15 protein-coding genes are annotated in these 21,468 nt (G+C 43.9%); 2 read left to right on the top strand and 13 right to left on the bottom strand.

The window, feature by feature from the left end; genetic code table 11:
- Window positions 1-94 precede the first annotated feature (94 nt).
- The 3 genes from JO943_RS09525 to JO943_RS09515 are packed head-to-tail and all read right to left on the bottom strand — an operon-like array spanning window position 95 to window position 5,986.
- Window positions 95-1,567 (bottom strand): efflux transporter outer membrane subunit, encoded by a 1,473-nt coding sequence (locus tag JO943_RS09525; RefSeq protein WP_202740643.1) that lies wholly within the window; start codon window positions 1,565-1,567, stop codon window positions 95-97.
- Between the two features lie 10 nt (window positions 1,568-1,577).
- Window positions 1,578-4,757 (bottom strand): multidrug efflux RND transporter permease subunit AdeG, encoded by a 3,180-nt coding sequence (gene adeG / locus JO943_RS09520; protein WP_004805372.1) that lies wholly within the window; start codon window positions 4,755-4,757, stop codon window positions 1,578-1,580.
- A 5-nt stretch (window positions 4,758-4,762) separates the two neighbouring features.
- Window positions 4,763-5,986: an efflux RND transporter periplasmic adaptor subunit gene (locus tag JO943_RS09515; protein ID WP_202740642.1), complete on the bottom strand. Its 1,224-nt coding sequence runs from the start codon at window positions 5,984-5,986 to the stop codon at window positions 4,763-4,765.
- A gap of 196 nt (window positions 5,987-6,182) precedes the next feature.
- On the opposite strand from JO943_RS09515, the gene JO943_RS09510 reads away from it, so the two are divergent.
- Window positions 6,183-7,214: a LysR family transcriptional regulator gene (locus JO943_RS09510; protein ID WP_202740641.1), complete on the top strand. Its 1,032-nt coding sequence runs from the start codon at window positions 6,183-6,185 to the stop codon at window positions 7,212-7,214.
- Between the two features lie 139 nt (window positions 7,215-7,353).
- Complete coding sequence (locus tag JO943_RS09505; protein WP_202740640.1) at window positions 7,354-9,612, top strand: TonB-dependent siderophore receptor; 2,259 nt, start codon at window positions 7,354-7,356, stop codon at window positions 9,610-9,612.
- Between the two features lie 103 nt (window positions 9,613-9,715).
- Here JO943_RS09505 and JO943_RS09500 read toward each other — a convergent pair whose 3' ends face one another.
- The 10 genes from JO943_RS09500 to JO943_RS09455 all read right to left on the bottom strand — a co-directional run bounded on the left by JO943_RS09500 (window position 9,716) and on the right by JO943_RS09455 (window position 21,457).
- Window positions 9,716-10,141, bottom strand: coding sequence for a DUF4377 domain-containing protein (locus tag JO943_RS09500; RefSeq protein WP_202740639.1), 426 nt, complete (start codon window positions 10,139-10,141; stop codon window positions 9,716-9,718).
- Window positions 10,142-10,451: 310 nt separating this feature from the next.
- Entirely contained in the window at window positions 10,452-11,678 is a 1,227-nt protein-coding gene (locus tag JO943_RS09495; RefSeq protein ID WP_005231477.1) for an acetamidase/formamidase family protein, read from the bottom strand.
- A gap of 145 nt (window positions 11,679-11,823) precedes the next feature.
- Window positions 11,824-12,522: a DUF1826 domain-containing protein gene (locus JO943_RS09490; RefSeq protein WP_202740638.1), complete on the bottom strand. Its 699-nt coding sequence runs from the start codon at window positions 12,520-12,522 to the stop codon at window positions 11,824-11,826.
- A 157-nt stretch (window positions 12,523-12,679) separates the two neighbouring features.
- Window positions 12,680-14,431, bottom strand: a complete 1,752-nt coding sequence (locus JO943_RS09485; protein ID WP_202740637.1) for a tannase/feruloyl esterase family alpha/beta hydrolase — start codon at window positions 14,429-14,431, stop codon at window positions 12,680-12,682.
- A gap of 33 nt (window positions 14,432-14,464) precedes the next feature.
- Window positions 14,465-14,854 (bottom strand): PaaI family thioesterase, encoded by a 390-nt coding sequence (locus JO943_RS09480; RefSeq protein WP_202740636.1) that lies wholly within the window; start codon window positions 14,852-14,854, stop codon window positions 14,465-14,467.
- A gap of 40 nt (window positions 14,855-14,894) precedes the next feature.
- Window positions 14,895-15,431 carry a DUF3237 domain-containing protein gene (locus JO943_RS09475; RefSeq protein ID WP_202740635.1) on the bottom strand — a complete coding sequence of 179 codons (537 nt, stop codon included), beginning with the start codon at window positions 15,429-15,431 and terminating at the stop codon, window positions 14,895-14,897.
- A 57-nt stretch (window positions 15,432-15,488) separates the two neighbouring features.
- Window positions 15,489-16,739, bottom strand: coding sequence for an OprD family porin (locus JO943_RS09470; protein WP_202740634.1), 1,251 nt, complete (start codon window positions 16,737-16,739; stop codon window positions 15,489-15,491).
- Between the two features lie 82 nt (window positions 16,740-16,821).
- Window positions 16,822-17,961, bottom strand: a complete 1,140-nt coding sequence (locus JO943_RS09465; protein ID WP_202740633.1) for an acyl-CoA dehydrogenase family protein — start codon at window positions 17,959-17,961, stop codon at window positions 16,822-16,824.
- A 75-nt stretch (window positions 17,962-18,036) separates the two neighbouring features.
- Entirely contained in the window at window positions 18,037-19,923 is a 1,887-nt protein-coding gene (locus JO943_RS09460) for a feruloyl-CoA synthase (protein ID WP_202740632.1), read from the bottom strand.
- Between the two features lie 82 nt (window positions 19,924-20,005).
- On the bottom strand, window positions 20,006-21,457 hold the full coding sequence (locus JO943_RS09455) for an aldehyde dehydrogenase (RefSeq protein ID WP_202740631.1): 1,452 nt from the start codon (window positions 21,455-21,457) through the stop codon (window positions 20,006-20,008).
- Window positions 21,458-21,468: the final 11 nt, after the last annotated feature.

Below are 21,468 nucleotides of genomic sequence, written 5' to 3'. Positions count from 1 at the left end.
AGTAGATGCGGATTGAGGAAGGTTGAGATAAAATTTAAGTTGCCCAATATAACCAAGAAAATCTACATCCTTGTATATTTTCCCAATTTAAGCCTTATTGCCGTGCCAGCTCCACTTGCCCAGTATGCCAACCACCACCTAAAGCCCGAATAAGATCCACACTGACAATCATTCGACTGCCATGAAGCTGTGCAGCGAGTTGCTCTTGCTGCAAAATGCTCCGATCCGAATCAATCACATCCAGATAACTAATGCTGCCTTCACGATAACGCAAATGTGAAAGCTGATTGGCATGTCGGGATGATGCAAGTGCTTGGCCTTGAGCCTGTATTTGCTGATCCAGAATACGTTGATCAGACAAACCATTTTCAACCTCACGGAAAGCATTCAGCACGGTCTGTCGATAATTCGCCACACTTTGTTCATAGCCAGCCCGTGCTTGTGCAACACCTGCCTTACGTTGCCCACCATCAAATAACGGTAAAGACAAAATTGTGCCTGCAACAGGGCCGAGTAAAAAAGTTCGACTCGACCATTTGCCTAAATCACCTAAACTTGCAGATTCATAACCCAGTGCACCAGTGAGATCAAGTTTGGGGAAAAAGGCAGCACGGGCAATACCGATTCGGGCGTTATCGGCTGCCATGGCACGCTCAGCGGCAGCGATATCGGGACGACGTTCCAGCAAGCTCGAAGGTAAACCCGCAGGCAGGCGAATCACCTTAGCAGACAAGGGTTGAATGGCTAAGCTAAAATCAGCAGGGGCTTTCCCGAGTAATACCGCCAGCGCATGTTCGGTACTGGCTCGATTCCGTGTAATGCTGAGCGCATTGCTTTGGGCGGTCGAGAGTTCCGTTTGTGCACGAGAAACATCCAGATCACTGACGAGACCATTGCGATAACGTGCTTGAATCAAATTTTGATTCTCAGTCAGTAACTTGATGTTTTGCGCATAGATGGCTTGCTCAGCATTGAATTGGCGAATCAGAAAGTACGCCTGTGCCACATCTGCTTGCAGTGCTAATAGTGCCGAATGATAAAGTGCTTCCTGTTGCTGTACACCTGCGGTCGCCGCATTGACACTGCTGGCAATCCGTCCAAATAGATCCAGTTCATAAGAGACATTGGCTTGCGCCCGCCATAAGGTACGTGCAGATGTGGATGCATCCGAATCAAGTCCTAAAGACGCAGGTGAGGGTTTTTGGCGGGTTGGCCCAAAACCTGCGCCAATACTAGGTAAGCGTTCAGCTTGTGCAGCAGACCTTAAAGCACGTGAGGCCTGAATATTGGCAGCTGCTGCCTTTAGATTCTGATTACCCACAATGGCTTGTTGTTCCAGATCATTTAATTGTGGATCATTAAAAATACGCCACCATTCACCGCGAGACTGCGCATCGGCAGGTTGCGCGATGCTCCAGTTGGGATCATCCAGTCTGGTATCCGCTTCTTTAAATTGCAGCGGAATAATCACCTTGGCTGGCTGATATTCCGGTGCCAATGAGCAGCCTGCAAGCAGCAGGCTTCCCATCAGTGAGGAGAGTATCCAGTGGGGCTTGAATCCTGTCATGTCCTGCTCCTTAATGATCGTGTGAACTGTGCAGAGGTGCTTCATGCACAGCGGCTGAATGCAGTTTATGTTTGCTGTTCAGGGTACGAATCAACACATAGAAGGCAGGGGTCAGGAACAAACCAAAGAAGGTCACTCCGATCATGCCAAAGAACACCGCAACGCCCATGGCATGACGCATTTCAGCACCCGCACCGGTTGATGTGACCAGTGGGACCACACCCATAATGAAGGCGATTGAAGTCATCAAGATCGGACGCAAACGTAAACGGCTGGCTTCAACCGCAGCATTGAATGCGGTCGCGCCTTGCATTTCCAGTTCTCGGGCAAATTCCACGATCAAGATAGCATTCTTACAGGCCAGCCCGACCAGTACCATCAAGCCAATCTGGGTAAAGATGTTGTTATCACCGCCTGTGAGCCAAACCCCTGTTAGTGCCGCCAAGATACCCATCGGGACAATCAAAATCACAGCCAATGGCAAGGTCAGGCTTTCATATTGCGCCGCCAAGACCAAGAACACCAATAACACACTGATCGGGAACACCCACAATCCGGCATTACCTGCCAAGATTTTTTGATAGGTCAGATCGGTCCATTCAAACTTCACCCCACGTGGCAAGGTTTCAGCGGCAATACGCTCAACCGCAGCTTCGGCTTGGCTGGATGAATAGCCTGGTGCAGGACCCCCGTTAATATCGGCTGCAGTATAGCCGTTATAACGCACTACCATTTCCGGGCCATAGGTTTGAGTGACATTGACCAGAGAAGACAGCGGCACCATTTGTCCTGCATTGTTACGGGTTTTAAGCTGTAAAATATCTTCAGGATTGGCACGGAATGGCGCATCCGCTTGGGCACGCACCTGATAGACACGACCAAAGCGGTTAAAGTCATTCACGTATTGTGAACCGAGATAAATTTGCATGGTATTAAATACATCAGTCACGGCAACGCCTTGTTGCTTGGCTTTAACTCGATCCAGATCAACATTCAATTGCGGTACATTGATTTGATAACTAGAGAACATTGGCCCCAATTCAGGTGCAGATTGTGCCGCCTTCATAAAGGATTGCGCTGCGTTATTCAATTCGGCATAACCTAAAGCACCACGATCTTCGAGCTGGAGTTTAAAGCCGCCCATGGTGCCGAGACCCATCACCGGTGGTGGTGGGAATACTGCAATATAAGCATCTTGAATCGCGGCGTATTTCTGATTTAAAGCACCTGCAATCGCATTGGCAGAAAGATCAGCTGCTTTGCGTTCAGCGAAAGGTTTTAAGGTCACAAACACAATCCCTGCGCTGGAACTGTTGGTAAAACCATTAATGGATAAGCCAGGGAAAGCCACCGCACTTTCTACGCCGGGTTGTTTCAGCGCAGCATCACTCATTTTACGAATCACGGTTTCGGTTCGATCCAGTGAGGCGCCGTTTGGTAATTGGGCAAAGCTGATCAGGTATTGCTTATCTTGTGCGGGCACAAAGCCACCCGGAACGATATAAGAAATTCCGATGGTCAGACCAAGTAAAGCTGCATACACACCCATCGCTGAGGCTTTATGGGAAATCACCCGACTGACGCCACGGCCATATTGATCAGAGGCACGTGAGAATACGCGGTTAAACAGGGCAAAGAAGCGTCCGAAAACACGGTTCATCACGCGGGTCAGGAAGTCAGGTTTGGCATCATGACCTTTGAGTAACATGGCGGCCAAAGCAGGAGACAGGGTGAGTGAGTTGAATGCCGAAATCACGGTGGAGATGGCAATGGTCATGGCAAATTGCTTATAGAATTGCCCTGTTAAGCCGGTCATAAAGGCCAGAGGGACAAACACGGCAACCAATGTTAGCGCGATGGCAATAATCGGCCCACTGACTTCACGCATGGCACGATAGGTGGCATCTCTTGGACTGAGTCCTGCTTCAATATTCCGCTCGACATTCTCCACCACCACGATGGCATCATCGACCACGATTCCGATGGCGAGCACCATCCCGAACAGGGACAGGGCATTGATGGAATAACCGAAGGCCAGCATCAAGGCGAAGGTCCCAATGATTGAAACAGGTACTGCCAGTAAAGGAATAATAGAAGCGCGCCATGTTTGTAAGAACAGGATCACCACCACAACCACCAGTGCAATTGCTTCAAGCAGGGTATGAATCACCGCTTTAATACTTGAACGCACGAATTGGGTTGGGTCGTAAACAATGTCATATTTAATCGAGGCTGGAAAATCTTTGGACAGTTCCGCCATGGTGCTACGTACTTGATCCGAGACCTGTAAGGCATTGGCACCCGGTGCCTGGAAAATTGGAATTGCCACGGCCTGTTTATTGTCCAGTAATGAACGCAAGCCATATTGTGAAGCGGCCAGTTCAACACGGGCCACATCACCCAATCGAGTCACGGCACCATCTGCTGCCGTTTTTAAAATAATATCGGCAAATTCCTGTTCGGTACTTAAACGGCCTTGTGCATTCACCGAGAGCTGTAATGGTGAATTGTTTGGCGCGGCACCAATGGTTCCTGCGGCAACCTGAATGTTCTGCTCACGAATTGCATTCACAATTTCAGTGGCGGTGAGGTTACGTTGCGCCACTTTCTGTGGGTCTAACCACACCCGCATGGCGTAATCGCCTGAACCAAACAGGCCGACTTCACCCACGCCTTGTAAGCGTGCCAGACGGTCTTTGACATTGAGCACTGCATAGTTACGCAAGTAGGTCATGTCATAGCGGTTGTCAGGAGAGGTGAGGTGCACCACCATGGTCAAGGTGGGTGAACTTTTTAACGTGGTCACACCGAGACGTTGTACATCTTCTGGCAAGCGTGGCAGGGCTTGAGAAACCCGATTCTGCACCAGTTGTTGTGCCTTATCTGGATCAATTCCAAGCTTGAAATTGACGGTAATGGTCAGGTTACCATCGCTGTTGGCCTGAGACTGCATATACAGCATGTTCTCTACGCCGTTGATGGATTCTTCCAGTGGAGAAGCAACGGTTTCAGCAATCACTTTAGGGTTGGCACCTGGATATTGAGCACGCACCACCACAGAGGGTGGCACCACTTCTGGATATTCAGAAATAGGCAGTTGGAAAAGGGAGAGTAAGCCCGCCAGTAGAATCAGGACGGACAGCACCCCGGCAAAGATTGGGCGATCAATAAAAAATTTGGAAATATTCATGAGGATTAACCTTTTGCCGAAGTTTGGGTTTTTTCTGAAGGCTGAGGTTGTTGTGCTGTGTTATCGGCAATGATTTGTGGATTCGGCATAGTAATGAGATGAGGTTTGACAGGATCGCCCGGACGAATACGTTGTAAACCATTCACCACGATACGATCACCGACTTGCAGACCACTATTGATGATTTGCAGACCATCTTGTTGCGCGCCAAGTTTTACTTCACGGTACGCAGTTTGGTTTTTCGCATCGACCACCACCACAAAACGTTTGTCCTGATCGACACCAATCGCAGTCGGACTAATCAGAATGGCTGCGCGGGGTTGTCCTCCACCCAGACGAATGCGGGCATACAGTCCGGGAAGCATCACGCCTTTGGGATTATCGAAGGTAGCGCGGACACGGATGGTGCCTGAGGTGGTATTTAAATTATTGTCGATCGAACTGATATAACCTTCACGACTAAAACCAGATTCATTGGCAAGACCTAGATAAACAGGGACTTGGCCTGAATTACGTTGATTGCTGATATATTTTAAATAAGTCTGTTCATCGACATCGAAAGATGCATACAGACGTGATACTGAAACCAAGCTGGTGAGCACCTGTGCGCCATTACCTGCGGAAACCACGTTACCCACCGTGACTTCGGCACGGGAAATACGCCCACTGACAGGGGCAGTAATACGGGTATATTCCAGATTCAAACGGGCGGTTTCTACTGCGGCTTTAGCTGCCTGTAAATTGGCATTGGCTGAGCGGGCTTCATTTTGCGCTTGATCAAGTTCTTGATGGGCAATGGCATTACTTTGAATTAAACGCTGGTTCCGGTCTAGATTTGCTGAGGTATAGGTGACTTGTGCTTCAGCAGAAGCCAGTTGCGCTTTGGCGCGATTCAGTTCTGCTTCAAAAGGGCGAGGATCAATGGTAAACAGCAGGTCGCCTTTATTTACTAAACTGCCATCTTTAAAATGCACGGCAATCAGTTTGCCTGAGACCTGAGGGCGGACATCGACTTGATCGATGGCTTCCAGACGTCCGGAATATTCTTGCCAGTCGGTAATGGTTTGGCTGACGACATTGGCTACATCAACAGTTGCCGCTGGCGGTGTGTTTGCTGTTGAAGTCGCTTTAGCATCTGCATTTTCTTGGAAGAGAATAAAACTGCCACCTGTTGCAAAAACGGCAATAATGACAGCAGACAGCGTTAGCTGCTTGCGGGAAAGTGACATGGGATGCTCCTGGTTATTTGAATCCCTGTTTTCAGACTTTTTGTTGTGGTCTGTATGGGAGAAACAGGTTTATGGAATGGAAGGAGCATAAAAGTTTGTCAATTACGAATAAATATACTAAATTTGATAACACTATTCGTATTTTTATAACAATTGATGCATAAAATCTAAAAAATGCATCAATGGGAGTGGGCCTGTGGATCTATTTCATGCAATGAGAGTCTTCAATAAAGTGGTTGAAACCAACAGCTTTAGTCTGGCTGCAGACAGTCTTGGGCTACCGCGCGCTTCGGTGACCACCACGATTCAGGGTTTAGAAAAACATTTACAGGTTCGCCTACTCAATCGCACCACGCGTAAACTGAGCCTAACGCCTGATGGTGCAGTGTATTATGACCGCAGCCTACGAATTTTGGCGGATGTTGAAGATATTGAGGCGTCATTCCATGACGAGGAACGAGGGCCGCGAGGGCGTTTACGGATTGATGTGCCTGTCTCGATTGGTCGTTTGATTTTAATTCCACGATTGAGAGAATTTCATCATCGCTATCCCGATATTGATCTGGTCATTGGCATGAATGATCGGCCAGTGGACTTGGTTGGCGAGGCGGTGGATTGTGCAATACGGGTGGGGGAATTGCAGGATTCCAGTCTCATTGCACGCCGTATTGGTACGTTTCAGTGTGCAACAGCGGCATCAGCATGCTATTTAGAAAAATATGGTGAACCGAAAACACTTGAAGATTTACAAAAAAATCATCAAGCCATTCATTTCTTCTCCAGCCGTACTGGACGTAATTTTGACTGGGATTTTGTGGTCGATGACCTGATCCAGAGTGTCAGTGTTAATGGGCAGGTGTCTGTCAATGATGGCGATGCCTATATCGATTTGGCGCTACAAGGCTTTGGCCTGATTCAAGGACCACGTTATATGCTGACCAATCACTTTGAGGCAGGGACTTTAAAAGAAGTATTACCCCAATGGACGCCTGCACCGATGCCGATTTCGGTGGTGTATTTGCAAAGTCGACATTTATCGCATAAGGTTCGGGTCTTTGTTGATTGGGTAGCAGAGCTGTTTGCAGGCTGTCCATTGCTTGGGGGTAGTGCGTTGCCGTTGGATCAAAAATGTGAATTTGCCTGTGATCAGAAAAGCAGTCATGAATATACCATTCGTACTTTGGTGGAACAGCATAATATTGCTGAAGCAAGGGCATTAAAGACTTGAGCTAAGCAGGCCTAGTGAGATGGAAAGGATCATAAAGAGCTGCTTATATCACTCATAAATAATAGAAATCAGTTAAATTTGTTTGTTTTTGTTGGTTAAATGATAATAATAATGATTCTTGTTTATTTGTTAAAATATTATGGACAGCCAGATCAGAAAAACTGCTTTAAATATTGCGATAAAGTCAATCTTAATGTGGGGCGTTTTATCAAACAGTGCGCTTGCAGAAGAACAGCCTTTGGCCAAGGAGTCATCTTCAATCTTACCTACGATAAAAGTTACTGCAGAAGAAGATGAAAAAACTGAAGGGAATAAAAGTTTTAAAGCGAACTCATCTCGAAGTTCATCCAAGCTTAAACTTTCTTTAAAAGAAACACCTCAATCAGTCAGTGTGATTACACGAGAACAAATAGAACAGCGAAATCTAAATATTATCGATGATGTCCTTGCTGCTACACCTGGGGTAACGGTCACTAAAAGTGATAGCGAGCGTTCAAATTATTTTGCGAGAGGTTATGCAATTACAAATCGACAAATCGATGGAATGCCAATAGGTGAAAATAGTCCACGTGTAGATAGTTTTTTCTTTGACCGTATTGAGGTTGTGAAGGGTGCGACGGGTTTAACAGGGAGTACTGGAAATCCTTCTGCAACCATTAATATGATTCGTAAGCGACCAACTAAAGAACTGTCGGGTAATGTAGCAACTTCATTTAGTCGTTGGAATAAAATTCGTAATGAGGTTGACGTTTCGATTCCATTATCTGCTGACGGCAGTGTAAGAAGTCGTGTAATGGCAGCCCGGACTGAGGGTGATTCGTATATGGATTACTACTCTCTTGAAACTTTGGCTGCAATGGCAATGGTAGAAGCCGATATTACAGAAAAATTAACCGGCAGTGTTGGCTTCCAGTATCAAGATAATCAGCCCCGTGGTTCGACATGGGGAACAGTACCTTACTGGAATCAAGATGGCTCTCTTGCCAATTTACCAAGAAATTTCAGCTTGGCGAATAGCTGGAACACCATTAGCCAACGAGACAAAACAGCATTTGCCGATTTGACCTATAAATTTGATAACAACTGGATGATCAAGGCTGCTGCCGCGTATTCACTATCCAAAAGTTTTTGGTTAATGTCCTATGGTGGTTCTGGTTTCCCGAATCAACATGACGGAACTGGAGTTGGAGTATGGTCAACAGTCTACCCAACATCAGAGTCTAAAAAAACCAGTTTAGAGCTTTATGCGAGTGGTCCTTTTCAGTTATTTAATCGCGAACATGAACTTATTATTGGTGCTAATGGCTTTGACCGTTCTACAAATAGCCCTTCAGGTCAGCTGAATGGTTTGGCGAGTGGTCAATTGACCTGTACTAAAAAAGTGAATGATGTCACTTTACCTTCTAATAATATTGGTGATACATGCGTGATTAATGATTGGCGTACATGGGATGGCAATGCAACCATTAAACCAGATTATACCGTCACGCCAGCAACCAAAGATGCCAAACAACGTAATTATGGGGTATATAGCACTTTAAAACTCAATGTTACCGATGAATTAAAATTAATTGTAGGCGGACGCTATAGTGATTATTCAGCGACGAATGGAACGAAAAGTGATGTAAAAGCTGATGCATTTACGCCTTACTTTGGAGTGACGTATGATCTTAATGATTTTATAACGGCTTATACCAGTTATACCGATATGTTTAATCCAAGTAGTCAAAAAGACCGTAATAATAGCTTCTTGGAGCCAGAAGTTGGTAAAAGTTATGAAGCAGGTTTGAAAGCAAGTTTGCTAGACAATCAATTGCTGGCAACAGCTGCTGCTTTTTGGTCTAAAAAATCGAATGTTGCCATACTTGATAGTGAAGCAGTCGCTGCGGGTATTAAAACAGATGATGGTGCTGACCCAATGAAAGCATCAGGTGAGGGGTTAAAAATTGAAGGTTTTGAACTCGAAGCTATTGGGCAGATCACACCTAATTGGAATATTACAGCTGGTTATACCTATGTAAACAGCATAAGTTCAGAACAAGTAAGCGCTTCTACCTCTATTCCCCAAAACTTAGCGAAGGTTTATACCAACTTTAAATTACCAGAAGATTTATGGGATGGTGCAAATAAGGTAAATGTAGGGTTTGGGGTAAATTGGCAAAGTGAAGTAAAGCGCAAATGGGGTGGAGCACCATCGAATACAGATGGTTTCATTCGACAAGAAGCATATTTTTTGGCAAACGCCAATATTGGCTATGAATTAAGTAAAGATCTGAGTGCTAATATTCAAGTTACTAATTTATTTGATAAAAAGTACTATCAGGAAATAGGATTTTATAATGGCGTGTATTGGGGAGAACCACGTAATGTAACCTTGTCTTTGCGAGCCAGATTCTAAATCATATATAAGAAAGATGTAGGCGAGCCGTCAACTAAACATTTCAGGCTTTAAAATTGAAAAACACTCGGCGCTAAAACCGAGTGTTTTTATCTTTAAATTTTTATTTATTAGGAACCGTTTCAATGACTTCATCTAGGACATAACGGATACTTGAGCCATCAGCTGGTGGATTCGGGATGTCATATTCTTTAACACGAATGAGGACTTGTTCATTGCTCTTATGCGTAAAACCTTCGATTCCTGCATAGAAATTTTCCCAATCTTTGCTCTTATATATTTTTTGCCCATCTTTATAATCAAGTTGTTTAACTTGTAAGCAATCCATTTGTCCTGCTCCAGCATCACACTTTTGAGTTTTTGGAAAAATCTCAAGATATGAAACTCGGCTAGGCATTTGCTCTGCTCTCGTTTGTGCTGTGACAGATTTATCTTCAGTTGTGGGTTTGGTCTCAGTCTGTTTATTCGCGTCTTTTGAACAAGCTGTTAGCGCAATTATTGTTAATGCTATAAATAAGATTTTTTTCATTTGTTTTCTCAATTATTGAAAAGTCTCATCATAAAAGAAATCATAAGAACTGATGTTAATAAAGTGTTAACTAATTATCATTTTTATTGAGCAATCTAGTATCTTTTTTTAAGATATTGGGTGATATTCCTCACCAATTGAACGTGTTTTATTCCATTGCCACTGGTCATTGTAGAGAATAAATATATAGCGTGAGTAGAAGTATCAATTTCCATACTATCTTCATCCTATCAATTAAATATAAAGCTCAAAGAGCCAAGCGATACACGCTGACTCTCTGAGCAAAATTACGAATAGGGAATTAACTGTATTATTTGGCTGCTTGATTAAATTCTTTAAAATCAGCTTTACGTATTTTGGCGTGAATTCCTTTGGTTTTATCCACTACCTGCGAAACCTCAAAATCTGTGGCTGCACTTAGATAAGCATAAGCAAGCGCTTCATCAATGCCATATTCCTGATTTAAAAAACGGATTGCTTCACGAGTCGACTTTTTCATAGCTTCATCTAAATCCTCATCCAGTCCTGGCGTAATCCAGAATTCTGCATTCTCTGCCAAAGGCTGCACAATTTCTTTACCCGGAATTTTATCTTTGCCTGCTTTTAATAAGGTAAATTTAAGGGTTGCACGAGCGGATGCTTCTAGCGCTGTCAGCGCAACTTCACCATCGCCCTGTGAAAAATGGCTATCGCCTGTATAGAACAGCGCACCGGGAACTTGTATTGGATAGTAAATGGTTGATCCAGCGCCTAACTCGTTGATATCAATATTACCACCATACATTGCAGGCGGGACAGAATGGACAGGCTCAGATGTATTGGCCGCTACTCCCATAATGCCCATGAATGGATAAAGCGGGAAACGAATTGCTTTTCCTGATTCTGTTTTGAGTACACCTTCGTATTCACCTTTGGCGTTCTTTTCTATCGGGGTAAATACTGAAACATTCCCATAGCGTTCTGGGTGAGCAGTAGATGCATTTTCTTGTTTAGGTTTTTTAGGAAATTCACCCACCAGCGCTCCTTTACCATGACGATTGGAAATAACGCCGTAAGGAACACGAGGTTCAACTTTAATGACTTCGACTTTTAAAATATCACCGGGTTGTGCACCTTGAATTTCAATAGGTCCTGTGACGATATGCGGGCCATCCTGATGAAAATCATGTTTTAAATTAGACTTCGTAATTGTTTTTGCTTCATCGAGAATATTTTCAGCTTTTACACCTTTCGACTTAAAATATTTTTCTGCATCACGCCCTTGATCCTCCAACAAGCCTTCATGTGAGACCGTATCAAAGGTCACCACACTTCCTGATGGAACAGCAATAACAGGCTTGGCATCTTTATTGGGTAAATAGCCCCAAGTGATGGTCTGTAACGTCGAAGGCACATAATAATTGCCTTTATAGTCACCATCTTTTAGCTGGACAGGTTTATTTGAGATCTGTTTAAGAATATTAAAACTTTCTGCGTAAACCGTTGATGTCACAAAACTGCTGAGAATGACAAAAGAGAGGAGCGAGCGCTTAAACATAAAACATATCCTAATGAATTTTAAAAAATAACGGATATGTTTAGAGCAAATTTTATGCCACGCTAGAATTTGATTTTATTGGATAATTTAAATGAAAAATGCACTATATTCACACAATAGCTGTCTAATCTAGTGCATTAGCCTCCTAACAAATCAACAGTAACCGATATTCGCCATCTTTTTCAATAGGTGCTCTATGAACACAAGGCAAGACCTGTTGGGTTGGGTGATCTACAGCTAAGCGCCAAAGATGTCCCACACCTAAACTGACCGGTTGTGCATCAGGTGGGGCCTGATAATGCAAATCAAAAAAGTATTCTTGCAAGAAATGCTCAAATTCAGCTTCTGGCCCGTCATGTAATTTTCTGAGCTGTTCTCTAATTTCCGGGATTAAAATTTTTTGCTCAACCTGTTCATTAGGCAGGATTTCGCTAGCAGCCCCATGATAGGTGCATAAAAATGTGTCCGTTGCGATGGGCGAACGATCGACATGATAGGAATAGACATCTGTTGAAATGAAATCCAGTACGTCATCGCGCTGGTAACTTTCAATTAAATTAAGAGTGGGCAAGGCGCCAAGATCAGTCAATAACTGTATATCCTGCAAGATCATTGTTCTAGCTAGGTTTCCTTGTTCTGAAAGGTGTAGTACTAAAAGGTCTTCTGCCGAAACTTCGGTAACATTTTCTTTTAACTGAAGCTGAGTCACGATTTCTTTAAAATCTCCAACCGGATTTCTATGCCAGCAAAGCGCATTCATTTCTCCTTGAAAATGCGTATTAATCAGTTCAGAGAAAGTAGACACCACACCGACTTGCTTGTGATCAGAAAATGTATTGTTCATATCAGCAGTAAAAAAAGAAACCATCCGCAGTAATATACACTGAGTTTTTGAAGATTTTTAATTTAGCTCTTTCATAGCGAGTTAACCTTTGTTCAAGGCCATAATTTTTGGAAATAAAAAAAGAGCTTAAATAAGCTCTCTTTTAGTTCCAACGAACTTATTTACAGCTAAAGTTTTCAGCTTTTTCGCTATCACCTTGACCATTGTAACGGGCAATCAGTGGGTAAGGACAAAGTGGGCGGGTACGGTCTGGTGCCCAGTCTTGAGGAAGCTCAGTATTCACTTGACCACTTGGGTTACCTGCGCCGCGTGCGGTCGCAATGATTTTGTCAGGTGCTTGCCCATATTCCACCCAGTTGACTAAAGCCGTTAATGCATCAAATTGATCGGTCGCAATGCCCTCACGGGTATGGTTCATGCCCGGAACTCTAAAGAAACGTGCAAATTCAGGTGCTGTGCCTTTTGCATCATTTTTATAGTGTTGTAGTAGTTGATCGTACCAATTTTGGGTGTCATCTACAGAGAAAACACCGTCTGCTGTGCCTTGTACCACAATCATTTTTCCACCGTGATTGCGCAGTTTATCCAGATTCAATTCATCAGGTGGCATCATGAATGACATCGAACTTTCGGTGTATACATCATTGGTTGCCGAGAGTTTTGGATAGTCGGTATCGAAGTTAAAATTAAAGGCAAATTGTCTAGAGTTTTGAGTCACGGTTGGGTCGGGTGGAACCTGAAACAGAATGCCGACTGCAACCGGGTCACGTGCTGTTCCCACCGAAGATTCGAATTTCCAGCTTGCCCAGTTACTACCGACTAAACCGGGGTCGAAAGGCTGGGTTGCATAAAGTGCTTGTCCAGCAGAGTTTACAGGGCCGCGGTAAATGTTGGCTAATACATCAATTTGTTCGGTACTTAAACAAGTACCATCTCTTGTGCTTGAGCAAACGGGTACATCTTTGTGAATATCAAAAGCTGTACGGCAAGCCTCAACATCTTGAACAAGTCCATCTGCAACACCGTCTAGAGCATCGCATCGATCTAAAATCGCTTTTGCTAATACTTTACGCTCTGAAAGAGTAAGGGCGGTACTTAGGTCATTTTCATCTGTTGCGACACGACGGAGCTGCTGTGCTGTGTAGAGTTGAGCCGCGGCTGCACGAGGTAAGTGAAAACCCGGTGTGCTTGCCAGGATTCCATCATATTGGTCGCCCAAACGAGTTGCGGCAATCATGGCATGACGGCCACCGTTCGATGTGCCGCCTGCATAGGAGCGATCTGGTAATTTCCCATATGCGGCTTTAATTAGGTTTTTTGCCATAGGCGTGAGTTTGGTAATTGCACCATATCCATAGTTAATTCTGGCTTGAGGATCTAAACCAAACATTGGATTTTGTGAGGCATTATGTCCAGCATCGGAAGAAATAACAGCAAAACCATCATGCAGGGCATTGGTGAGTGGACCACCGCTACCGACCTGACCCGTTGCAGATACTAGGTTACCATCGGTTCCACCATTGCCTTGATAGAGAAAACGGCCGTTCCAGTCAACAGGTAAGCGCATTTCAAAACCAATTTGATAGGTTTGTCCATCGACAGGGCTTACACGTTGATCCATATAACCTTTGACCAAACAATGTGCGCCAATCGGTTTATTGGTGACAGTCAATGTACCTGCTTCTTGAAGGGTAGCTGAGCTAATAACGGTATTGTTGTACTGAAACCCCAGTAAGTCTGAACAGCTTCCTGTCATTTTTACGCCAACAGCAGGAGATAACTGCGGTGGTTTGGTTGTTGAGGGAACCGTTGTGTCATCATTATCACTTCCACAGCCTGCCAAAGCGCCAAGCATGGCAAGTACTAAAGCGGAGTGGGTCAAAATTCGTTTATTGTTGGTGTCATTCATTGATTCATATCCTTATTGAATGAATGGTCGCAATTAATCTAAAACCAGAAAATTAGCTGTGCTTCGTGCAATCATTTTGTTGTTTTGCCAAGCTTCACTTTCGAGATTCAGTACAGTTCTGCCTTGTTTAATGAATCGGCATTTTGTAATGACTTCGCCCACAGCACAGGGCCTTAAAAAATCCATGGTTAAGTTAATGGTAGTAGCTGGTTTACTGTCATTTGCAAGAAATGCAAAAAGCCCCATCACGTCATCAAGCATGGCGCAGATCATGCCGCCTTCAATGGTGCCGCGTGGATTAGTAAAGCTTTCTAGGGCTGTGTAATGGATGGTGAGTTTAGTGTTTTGGTCATTCCAATGGATATTATGTCCACCCAAATGGTGATGAATGGGCGGTAAGTGTTCTAAAATTTTCTGATCCATAATGAAGGGTCCATCCTTTTTGTTGGTGTTATAAAAATGATTATTTCAAGCTGTAGGCATCATAAATAACCGCTTTGCCCAAGCGCATTGCACTACCTACCGCAACGGTCTGGTTAAGCCATGAATATTTGGGTGAGCTGGTTTCAAACTGCATGGTAATTTTGAAATAGTAGTTTTTCGGGTCGACATCTTTGCCTTGAGCAAGCTGTTTTAGTATTTCTGCCGAGCCATGTCGGTAACCTTTGGTTTGAAGATAAATAAGTGCACCGTCATCGGTTTCTAACAGATATCGCGTATCAATAATGGCTAATCCTTTACTGTCGACAATTTGCCAATCTGCGCCATTATTTAAAATGCGGCCTTTAAGTGATTTCCCTGCAAATGTCCCACCTGTAATAGGAATAATTCGGCGTTTACCTGCGTCACTGGTGGTACCTAACTCCCAAACAGGCGCATTTAAATCAACACTAAATTTTGCTAAAGGCTCAAGCTGAATAGGTGGTGGGCTATATTGCGTTTCGGCATGAGTCAGGGCAATCAGACTCATTCCGCAGAGTAGTGTTACAACTTTCTTCATGATGAATTTCCCGAAATAAAAAGAGGTTCTATCAGTGACAGAACCTCTGGTTTTGGATTATTTAAATTTCCATGTGTAGTCGATGTTGATACGGGTTTCGTTTACAGGTTTGATATTGGCTGTAGAGAGCATGTTGTTGTCATAAATGGCGTAGCGCGCACGTAGCCCTAGATTTTTTAACCAGCCACTTTGAATGGTGTAGCCTAAATCAAAGTCTGTTTCGCGTTCTTTTAGATTGGTTCCGCCTAAGTTGGGTGCATAAATATTGTGACCTGTGGTGTAACGGGTCATAAAACGCAAACCCGGCACATAATCTTTGAAGTCATATTCATAACGGAAGCTATAGGCTTTCTCTTTTGGATTTAAAAACTCGCCCGGCCATGTATCAATGAGTAAGCCAGTTTCACCGCCAGTCAAATACGGGAAGGCTGTGTCACCGTGATGTTGGAAGGTTCCAAAAATAAATTTATGGTTTTGATGTTTGAGTTCGAAATGCGCATGATACAGGTCATTATCGACCAAGCCAGCTTTTGCTTGTCCGTCATCTCGGCTGCGGTAGTAACGTAATTGTGAACTCAGATTGGTAGTGTCATTAATTTTATGTTGGTGTAATACACCGACCAGCGTCTGATGATACAGATCATCAACATCCATATAAAAAGCGGTGAGCCTGAATGCTGGATTGAGCTGATAGTTCCCCCCTAAATAATAGAGCCCATCGGTTTCAGCACCTTTGAAACGTCCATTCACCCCTGAAATTTTAATTTTTTCGTAGTCAGTCGAATCACGATGATTCACTTTATCGAGATAGGCCGCTTGTAAGTCGAAGTCTTTAATATCTTTACTGGTGAGTGAAATACCACGATAGGTCTGAGGAAGCAAACGAGCAGGTGAAGCCACTAAAACAGGGTTCATCGGCATGAGCGTACCGATGCGTAGCTCGGTCTGGCTCATTTTCGCTTTTGCTGTAACGCCAATTTCTCCATAAGAGTCAGCAGGTTCATTGGTAACCGTATTTCTGATTAAATTGCCGGTACCTGCATGTTGCGCATCGGCATCCAGCTTAAAGCCGGCCGTTGCAAATATATCCAGCCCAAAACCGACAGTCCCTTCGGTATAACCTGAATTGGCTTTAAGAATAAACCCTTGTGTCCAGTCCTTGGCAGCAGGGTAAGCAGATTGCTCTTGATAGTCACGGTCAAAATAGAAATTTCGCGTGGTGAGTTCTACTGAACTGTTGTCAATAAAATTGCCAGCCCACACTGAACCAGAGAGCATAAGGGTAGAGTACATCCATAATTTCGACATCGCATTTCTTCCTGAAATAATATTTTTTTGTTTTAAACAAGGCATGATTGTTGTGTCTGCCTGATTTGGTTTTTAAATCGAATTATTTTCCGAGCAGTTCTCGGGCCACGATTTCCTTCATAATTTCATTGGTTCCCCCATAAATTTTCTGTACCCGTGCATCCACAAAAAAGCGTGAAATCGGGTATTCCTGCATGTAACCGTAGCCGCCAAAGAGCTGAAGTAACTGATCAATCACTTCACATTGAGTGTCGGTGATAAAGCATTTCAGTGCGGCAACTTGAGTGACACTTAACTGCTGTTGTTGATACAGCGCTGCACATTGATCTACAAAGGCTTGTGCGGCTTTTGCTTTGATTTGCGCGTTTGCGAGCACAAAGCGTGTGTTTTGCATTTGGCTTAACGGTTGTCCAAAAGCTTTACGTTCCAGCACATAGTCTTTAGTAATTTCAATGGCGCCTAAAATTGACCCCAACGCCATCATGGAAATACTCAAACGTTCACGAGGTAACTCTTGCATTAAATAAGCAAAGCCTTGTCCTTCTTCACCTAAACGCTGAGTTGTAGGCACATAAACATCATCAAAAAATAGTTCGGCTGTATCTTGGGCATGCAGCCCGATTTTTTGTAATGAACGGCCTTTTTTAACGCCGTCTAAAGCGGCATCGACTAGTAAAATGGAAATGCCTTTTGCTTTAGCTTGCGGATCAGTTTTCGTCACTAAAACAATCAGGTCGGCATGCAAGCCATTTGATATAAAGGTTTTTGAACCATTAATACGATAATGATCATTTTCTAAAATGGCTTGAGTGCGTATAGCTTGTAGGTCCGAGCCAGCATTCGCTTCGGTCATGGCAATTGCAGTGACGATTTCACCTGTCACCATTTTCGGTAACCAATAGCGTTTTTGCGCTTCAGTTCCAATATTTTGCAGATAAGGGGAAACCAACTCATTTTGCCCGCCAATGGCAACCGCCAAAGATGCAAAACCAGCTTGAGCCGTTTCCTGAACCAGCATGAGTGAGTAGTGCACAGGAGCACCGTACCCTCCATATTCCTCGGGTACATCGACGCACAAAAAGCCATTTTCCCCGAGACGAAGCCATAGCTCACGTGGGATGAGGCCATCGTGTTCCCACTGTACATAATACGGAGCAACCTGTTCTTTTAAGAACCTGCGATAGCTGTCCCGAAATAGTTCAAATTCTGTATCGTGTAGCATGTTGAACCTTTTTTTAGGCAAAAGTGAGGCTAAGGCCCAAACCGAAGTTTGAGCTTCCTTTTTTATTTCAATTGTTTATTGCTTTAAGGTGGGTACCCGAATAATCAGCGGGTTATCAGTCTGCTTTTGATAAAGCTGATCAATGAAAGCGGCGCGACGTTTGGTAATATTGCCTTGATTGAGGTTACCTTTATCGGTGACTTCACCTGCATCGAGTTGAGGCGGCTCGGTCATTAAATAAAGCATTGAGACTGTATTTGAGCTACCAGTCGCATCTTTATTAAAGGTGGTTAAAAATTGGCGGAACCATTGCTGGACTTTAGGGTGCTGTAATATCTCTGCTGGAGAATGTTCGCCCAGCTTAAGACCAGCTTGTTGAGCACAAGCATCTAGTTTTGGAAAAATCAAAAAGCCAGCCGCATTCAGGTTTGAACCTGTAATACAAACATCTTGAACCAGTAAATTACCTTGAATGAGTACTTTGTTGCGTAGTGTGCCCACATTCACAAAAGTACCTGTATTGAGTTTAAAGTCTTCGGCAATTCGTCCGTCATACATCAAGCCTTTGGTCGGATCATTGATATCGACCAAACGAACAGCATCGCCAGTATGGAAAAAGCCTTCATCATCAAACACAGTGCTTTGCTGGTCTGCTTTTAAGCGCCAATAGCCTTTCATGACATGTTTGCCACGAACACAAAATTCTAGTTTGTCACCACATGGAACTAGCTTAATTTCGCATCCCGGAGCAGGGTAACCGATAAAGCCAGCCATTACGCGTGGGCCAGTTGTAAAAGCGCAAGATGGTGCTGTTTCGGTCATGCCCAATCCGCTCATAATGCGGATTTTTTCTCCGCAATGTTGCTGAGCAATTTTATCGAGTCTGTTCCAGCCCGCTTCTGAAAGCGCGGCGCCTGCAAAGAATAAAATTTTAACTTTGGCAAAAAAGCGGTCTCTTAATTCTTCATCTTTTTCTAAAGCTTCGGTGAGTTCTTCCCAACCTTTTGGCACATTTAAATAAACGGTTGGAGAAATTTCTTTCAGATTACGAATGGTTTCATCAAATTTTCCTGCAACGGGTTTGCCGTCATCAATGTAAATGGTACCGCCGTTATAGAGCGCGATGCCGACATTGTGACTGCCGCCAAAAGTATGGTGCCAAGACAGCCAGTCGAGTAGGACAGGCGGCGTTTCTTCAAACTCAGGGAAAGTCTGCAATAACATTTGCTGATTCACACACAACATTAAATGCGTGGTTGGTACAGCTTTAGGCAATTTGGTTGAACCTGACGTAAATAGGAATTTGGCAATTTGGTTTTCATCAAGGGTCTGATAAAACTCTTGAACATTTGAAACAGGCGTATCTAACAACGATTGAAAAGATGTGCAGATCTGATCGCCCACAATCCCTTTATTGGTCACCACTTCAATGTCAGGTGTAATACATGCCTGAATCGCTTTGGCAAAAGCTTGTCCATCGCTGGCATAAACCATACCAGGTGTAAGCACTTCAAACACATGTTTAAGTTTGCCAAAGTCTTGAGAAATCAGAGAGTAGGCAGGGGAAATAGCTGAGAAAGGTACACCTGCCAACATGGCAGCCATAGACAGTGTTAAATGTTCGAGATCATTACCACTTAAAATGACCAGAGGTCTTTCTTGGCTTAACTTACGTTCATGTAATGCCTGAGCAATGTGCCATGCACGTTGTAAAACTTCTGCATAACTCAGTTTAACCCATTCACCTTGAGCATTGCGTTTTGCTGCAAAAATATGGTCGGGCTTGGTTTGTGCAAAATGAATTAACCGATCTGTCAGTTTTTGTGGATACGGTTTTAATTGCTCTTTTGGGCTGATATAGAGCGTGTCATCTTTGTGGTGATAATGAATATCATGTTGCCCTAATTTTACGAACCGTTCGCGGTCTTGTGATTGAGTGGCATTCATTTGCATTTCTTTCACTCCATGGAAAGCGCATCACTGCGCTTTAATTTTTTGCATCATGCAATTTTTATTTAATCTGTTGTTGTCTGCATTAGCCTGACTAAATCGGGTAATGACGTGATTGGGTTTGGATGGTGATCCAGCGTAGTTCGGTAAATTCGGCAACAGAGACTTTACTACCAAAACGTCCGTAACCACTCGATTTTGTTCCGCCAAATGGCATTTGAGCTTCGTCATGTACGGTTGCGCCGTTAATATGACAAATACCCGAATCAATCTGTTGAGCCACTTCCAGTGCTTGCGAAATATTTTGACTAAACACTGCCGAAGAAAGGCCGAACTCGCTGTCATTTGCCAGTGCTACGCCTTCTTCAATGCTTGAAAAACGTTGAACTGTGCATACAGGTCCAAATGATTCTTCGCGGTAAAGCAGCATGTCAGGTTTAATATTGAGTACCAGCGTCGGTTGCATGGTGGTGTCTTCAATATGAATGCCTAAAGGTAAGTCAGCCCCTTTGTTTTGAGCATCTTCCAGCAAATGCTGAATACGGTTTGCAGCACGTCGACTTTCTAAAACACCGAGTACATTGTCTTTTGAAATTGGACTACCTGCCCGAATAGAGCGGGTTTTCTCAATCAGCTTTTCAATAAACTGGTCGGCAATTTTGTCTTGAACCAAAACACGTTCGGTCGACATACAGATTTGACCCTGATTAAAGAACGCTCCAAAAGCGACTGCATTTACGGCTTCATGAATATCAGCTTCATTTAAAACCACGACAGGCGCCTTACCACCCAATTCAAGTAAAACAGGTTTTAAATATTTGGCAGCAGTCTCGGCAATAATTTTTCCGACTTTGGTTGAACCGGTAAAATTAATACGCTTCACGGCTGGGTGAGAGACTAAACGCTCCACGATTTGTGGTGCATCTTCAGCGGCATGCGTAATCACATTCACCACACCTTCGCCAAGACCTGCTTCATGTAACACTTCACCAATCAGACGATGTGTTGCTGGGCAGGCTTCCGATGCTTTTAATACCACTGTGTTTCCGCAAGCCAAAGGCATGGCAAGCGCACGTGTAGCCAAAATGACAGGAGCGTTCCAAGGTGCAATTCCTACAATCACCCCACAAGGAACTCGCACACCCATCGCAAGATTGCCCGGCACATCTGACGGAATCAGACTTCCGTCAATTTGTGTGGTCATTGCTGCGGCTTCACGTAACATGTTGGCAGCAAGATGAACGTTAAACCCATACCATGTTGCAGTTGAACCTGTTTCTTGCATTCCAGTTTCAATGAATTGCTCGGTCTTTTGGTCCATTAAATCGGCTGCTTTTAATAAGCGTAAACGGCGTTCGGTAGGCGAGAGTTTCGACCATACTTTGAAAGCTTGTTGTGCCGAGTCTATTGCACGATCAACATCGTCTAAAGTTGCAGCAGCAGCTTTAGTTGCCACTGATCCATCAATGGGACTAATACGCTCAAAAGTTGCCTGATTTGATGCATCAACAGATTGACCGTGAATAAGTAACTGTACATTTTGCATGGGTTGTGTCC

Source organism: Acinetobacter sp. 'aerobic (ED)' (genome assembly GCF_904886855.1).
Classification (GTDB): Bacteria; Pseudomonadota; Gammaproteobacteria; order Pseudomonadales; family Moraxellaceae; genus Acinetobacter; species Acinetobacter courvalinii.
This window is presented reverse-complemented; position numbering and strand designations above follow the sequence as displayed.

What these genes read in the sequence shown, in the direction of transcription:
- JO943_RS09470 (WP_202740634.1), bottom strand. Translation starts at nt 16,739, where the DNA reads ATGTCGAAATTATGGATGTACTCTACCCTTATGCTCTCTGGTTCAGTG.
- JO943_RS09505 (WP_202740640.1), top strand. Translation starts at nt 7,354, where the DNA reads ATGGACAGCCAGATCAGAAAAACTGCTTTAAATATTGCGATAAAGTCA.
- JO943_RS09455 (WP_202740631.1), bottom strand. Translation starts at nt 21,457, where the DNA reads ATGCAAAATGTACAGTTACTTATTCACGGTCAATCTGTTGATGCATCA.
- JO943_RS09465 (WP_202740633.1), bottom strand. Translation starts at nt 17,961, where the DNA reads ATGCTACACGATACAGAATTTGAACTATTTCGGGACAGCTATCGCAGG.
- JO943_RS09525 (WP_202740643.1), bottom strand. Translation starts at nt 1,567, where the DNA reads ATGACAGGATTCAAGCCCCACTGGATACTCTCCTCACTGATGGGAAGC.
- JO943_RS09515 (WP_202740642.1), bottom strand. Translation starts at nt 5,986, where the DNA reads ATGTCACTTTCCCGCAAGCAGCTAACGCTGTCTGCTGTCATTATTGCC.
- adeG (WP_004805372.1), bottom strand. Translation starts at nt 4,757, where the DNA reads ATGAATATTTCCAAATTTTTTATTGATCGCCCAATCTTTGCCGGGGTG.
- JO943_RS09495 (WP_005231477.1), bottom strand. Translation starts at nt 11,678, where the DNA reads ATGTTTAAGCGCTCGCTCCTCTCTTTTGTCATTCTCAGCAGTTTTGTG.
- JO943_RS09485 (WP_202740637.1), bottom strand. Translation starts at nt 14,431, where the DNA reads ATGAATGACACCAACAATAAACGAATTTTGACCCACTCCGCTTTAGTA.
- JO943_RS09500 (WP_202740639.1), bottom strand. Translation starts at nt 10,141, where the DNA reads ATGAAAAAAATCTTATTTATAGCATTAACAATAATTGCGCTAACAGCT.
- JO943_RS09480 (WP_202740636.1), bottom strand. Translation starts at nt 14,854, where the DNA reads ATGGATCAGAAAATTTTAGAACACTTACCGCCCATTCATCACCATTTG.
- JO943_RS09475 (WP_202740635.1), bottom strand. Translation starts at nt 15,431, where the DNA reads ATGAAGAAAGTTGTAACACTACTCTGCGGAATGAGTCTGATTGCCCTG.
- JO943_RS09490 (WP_202740638.1), bottom strand. Translation starts at nt 12,522, where the DNA reads ATGAACAATACATTTTCTGATCACAAGCAAGTCGGTGTGGTGTCTACT.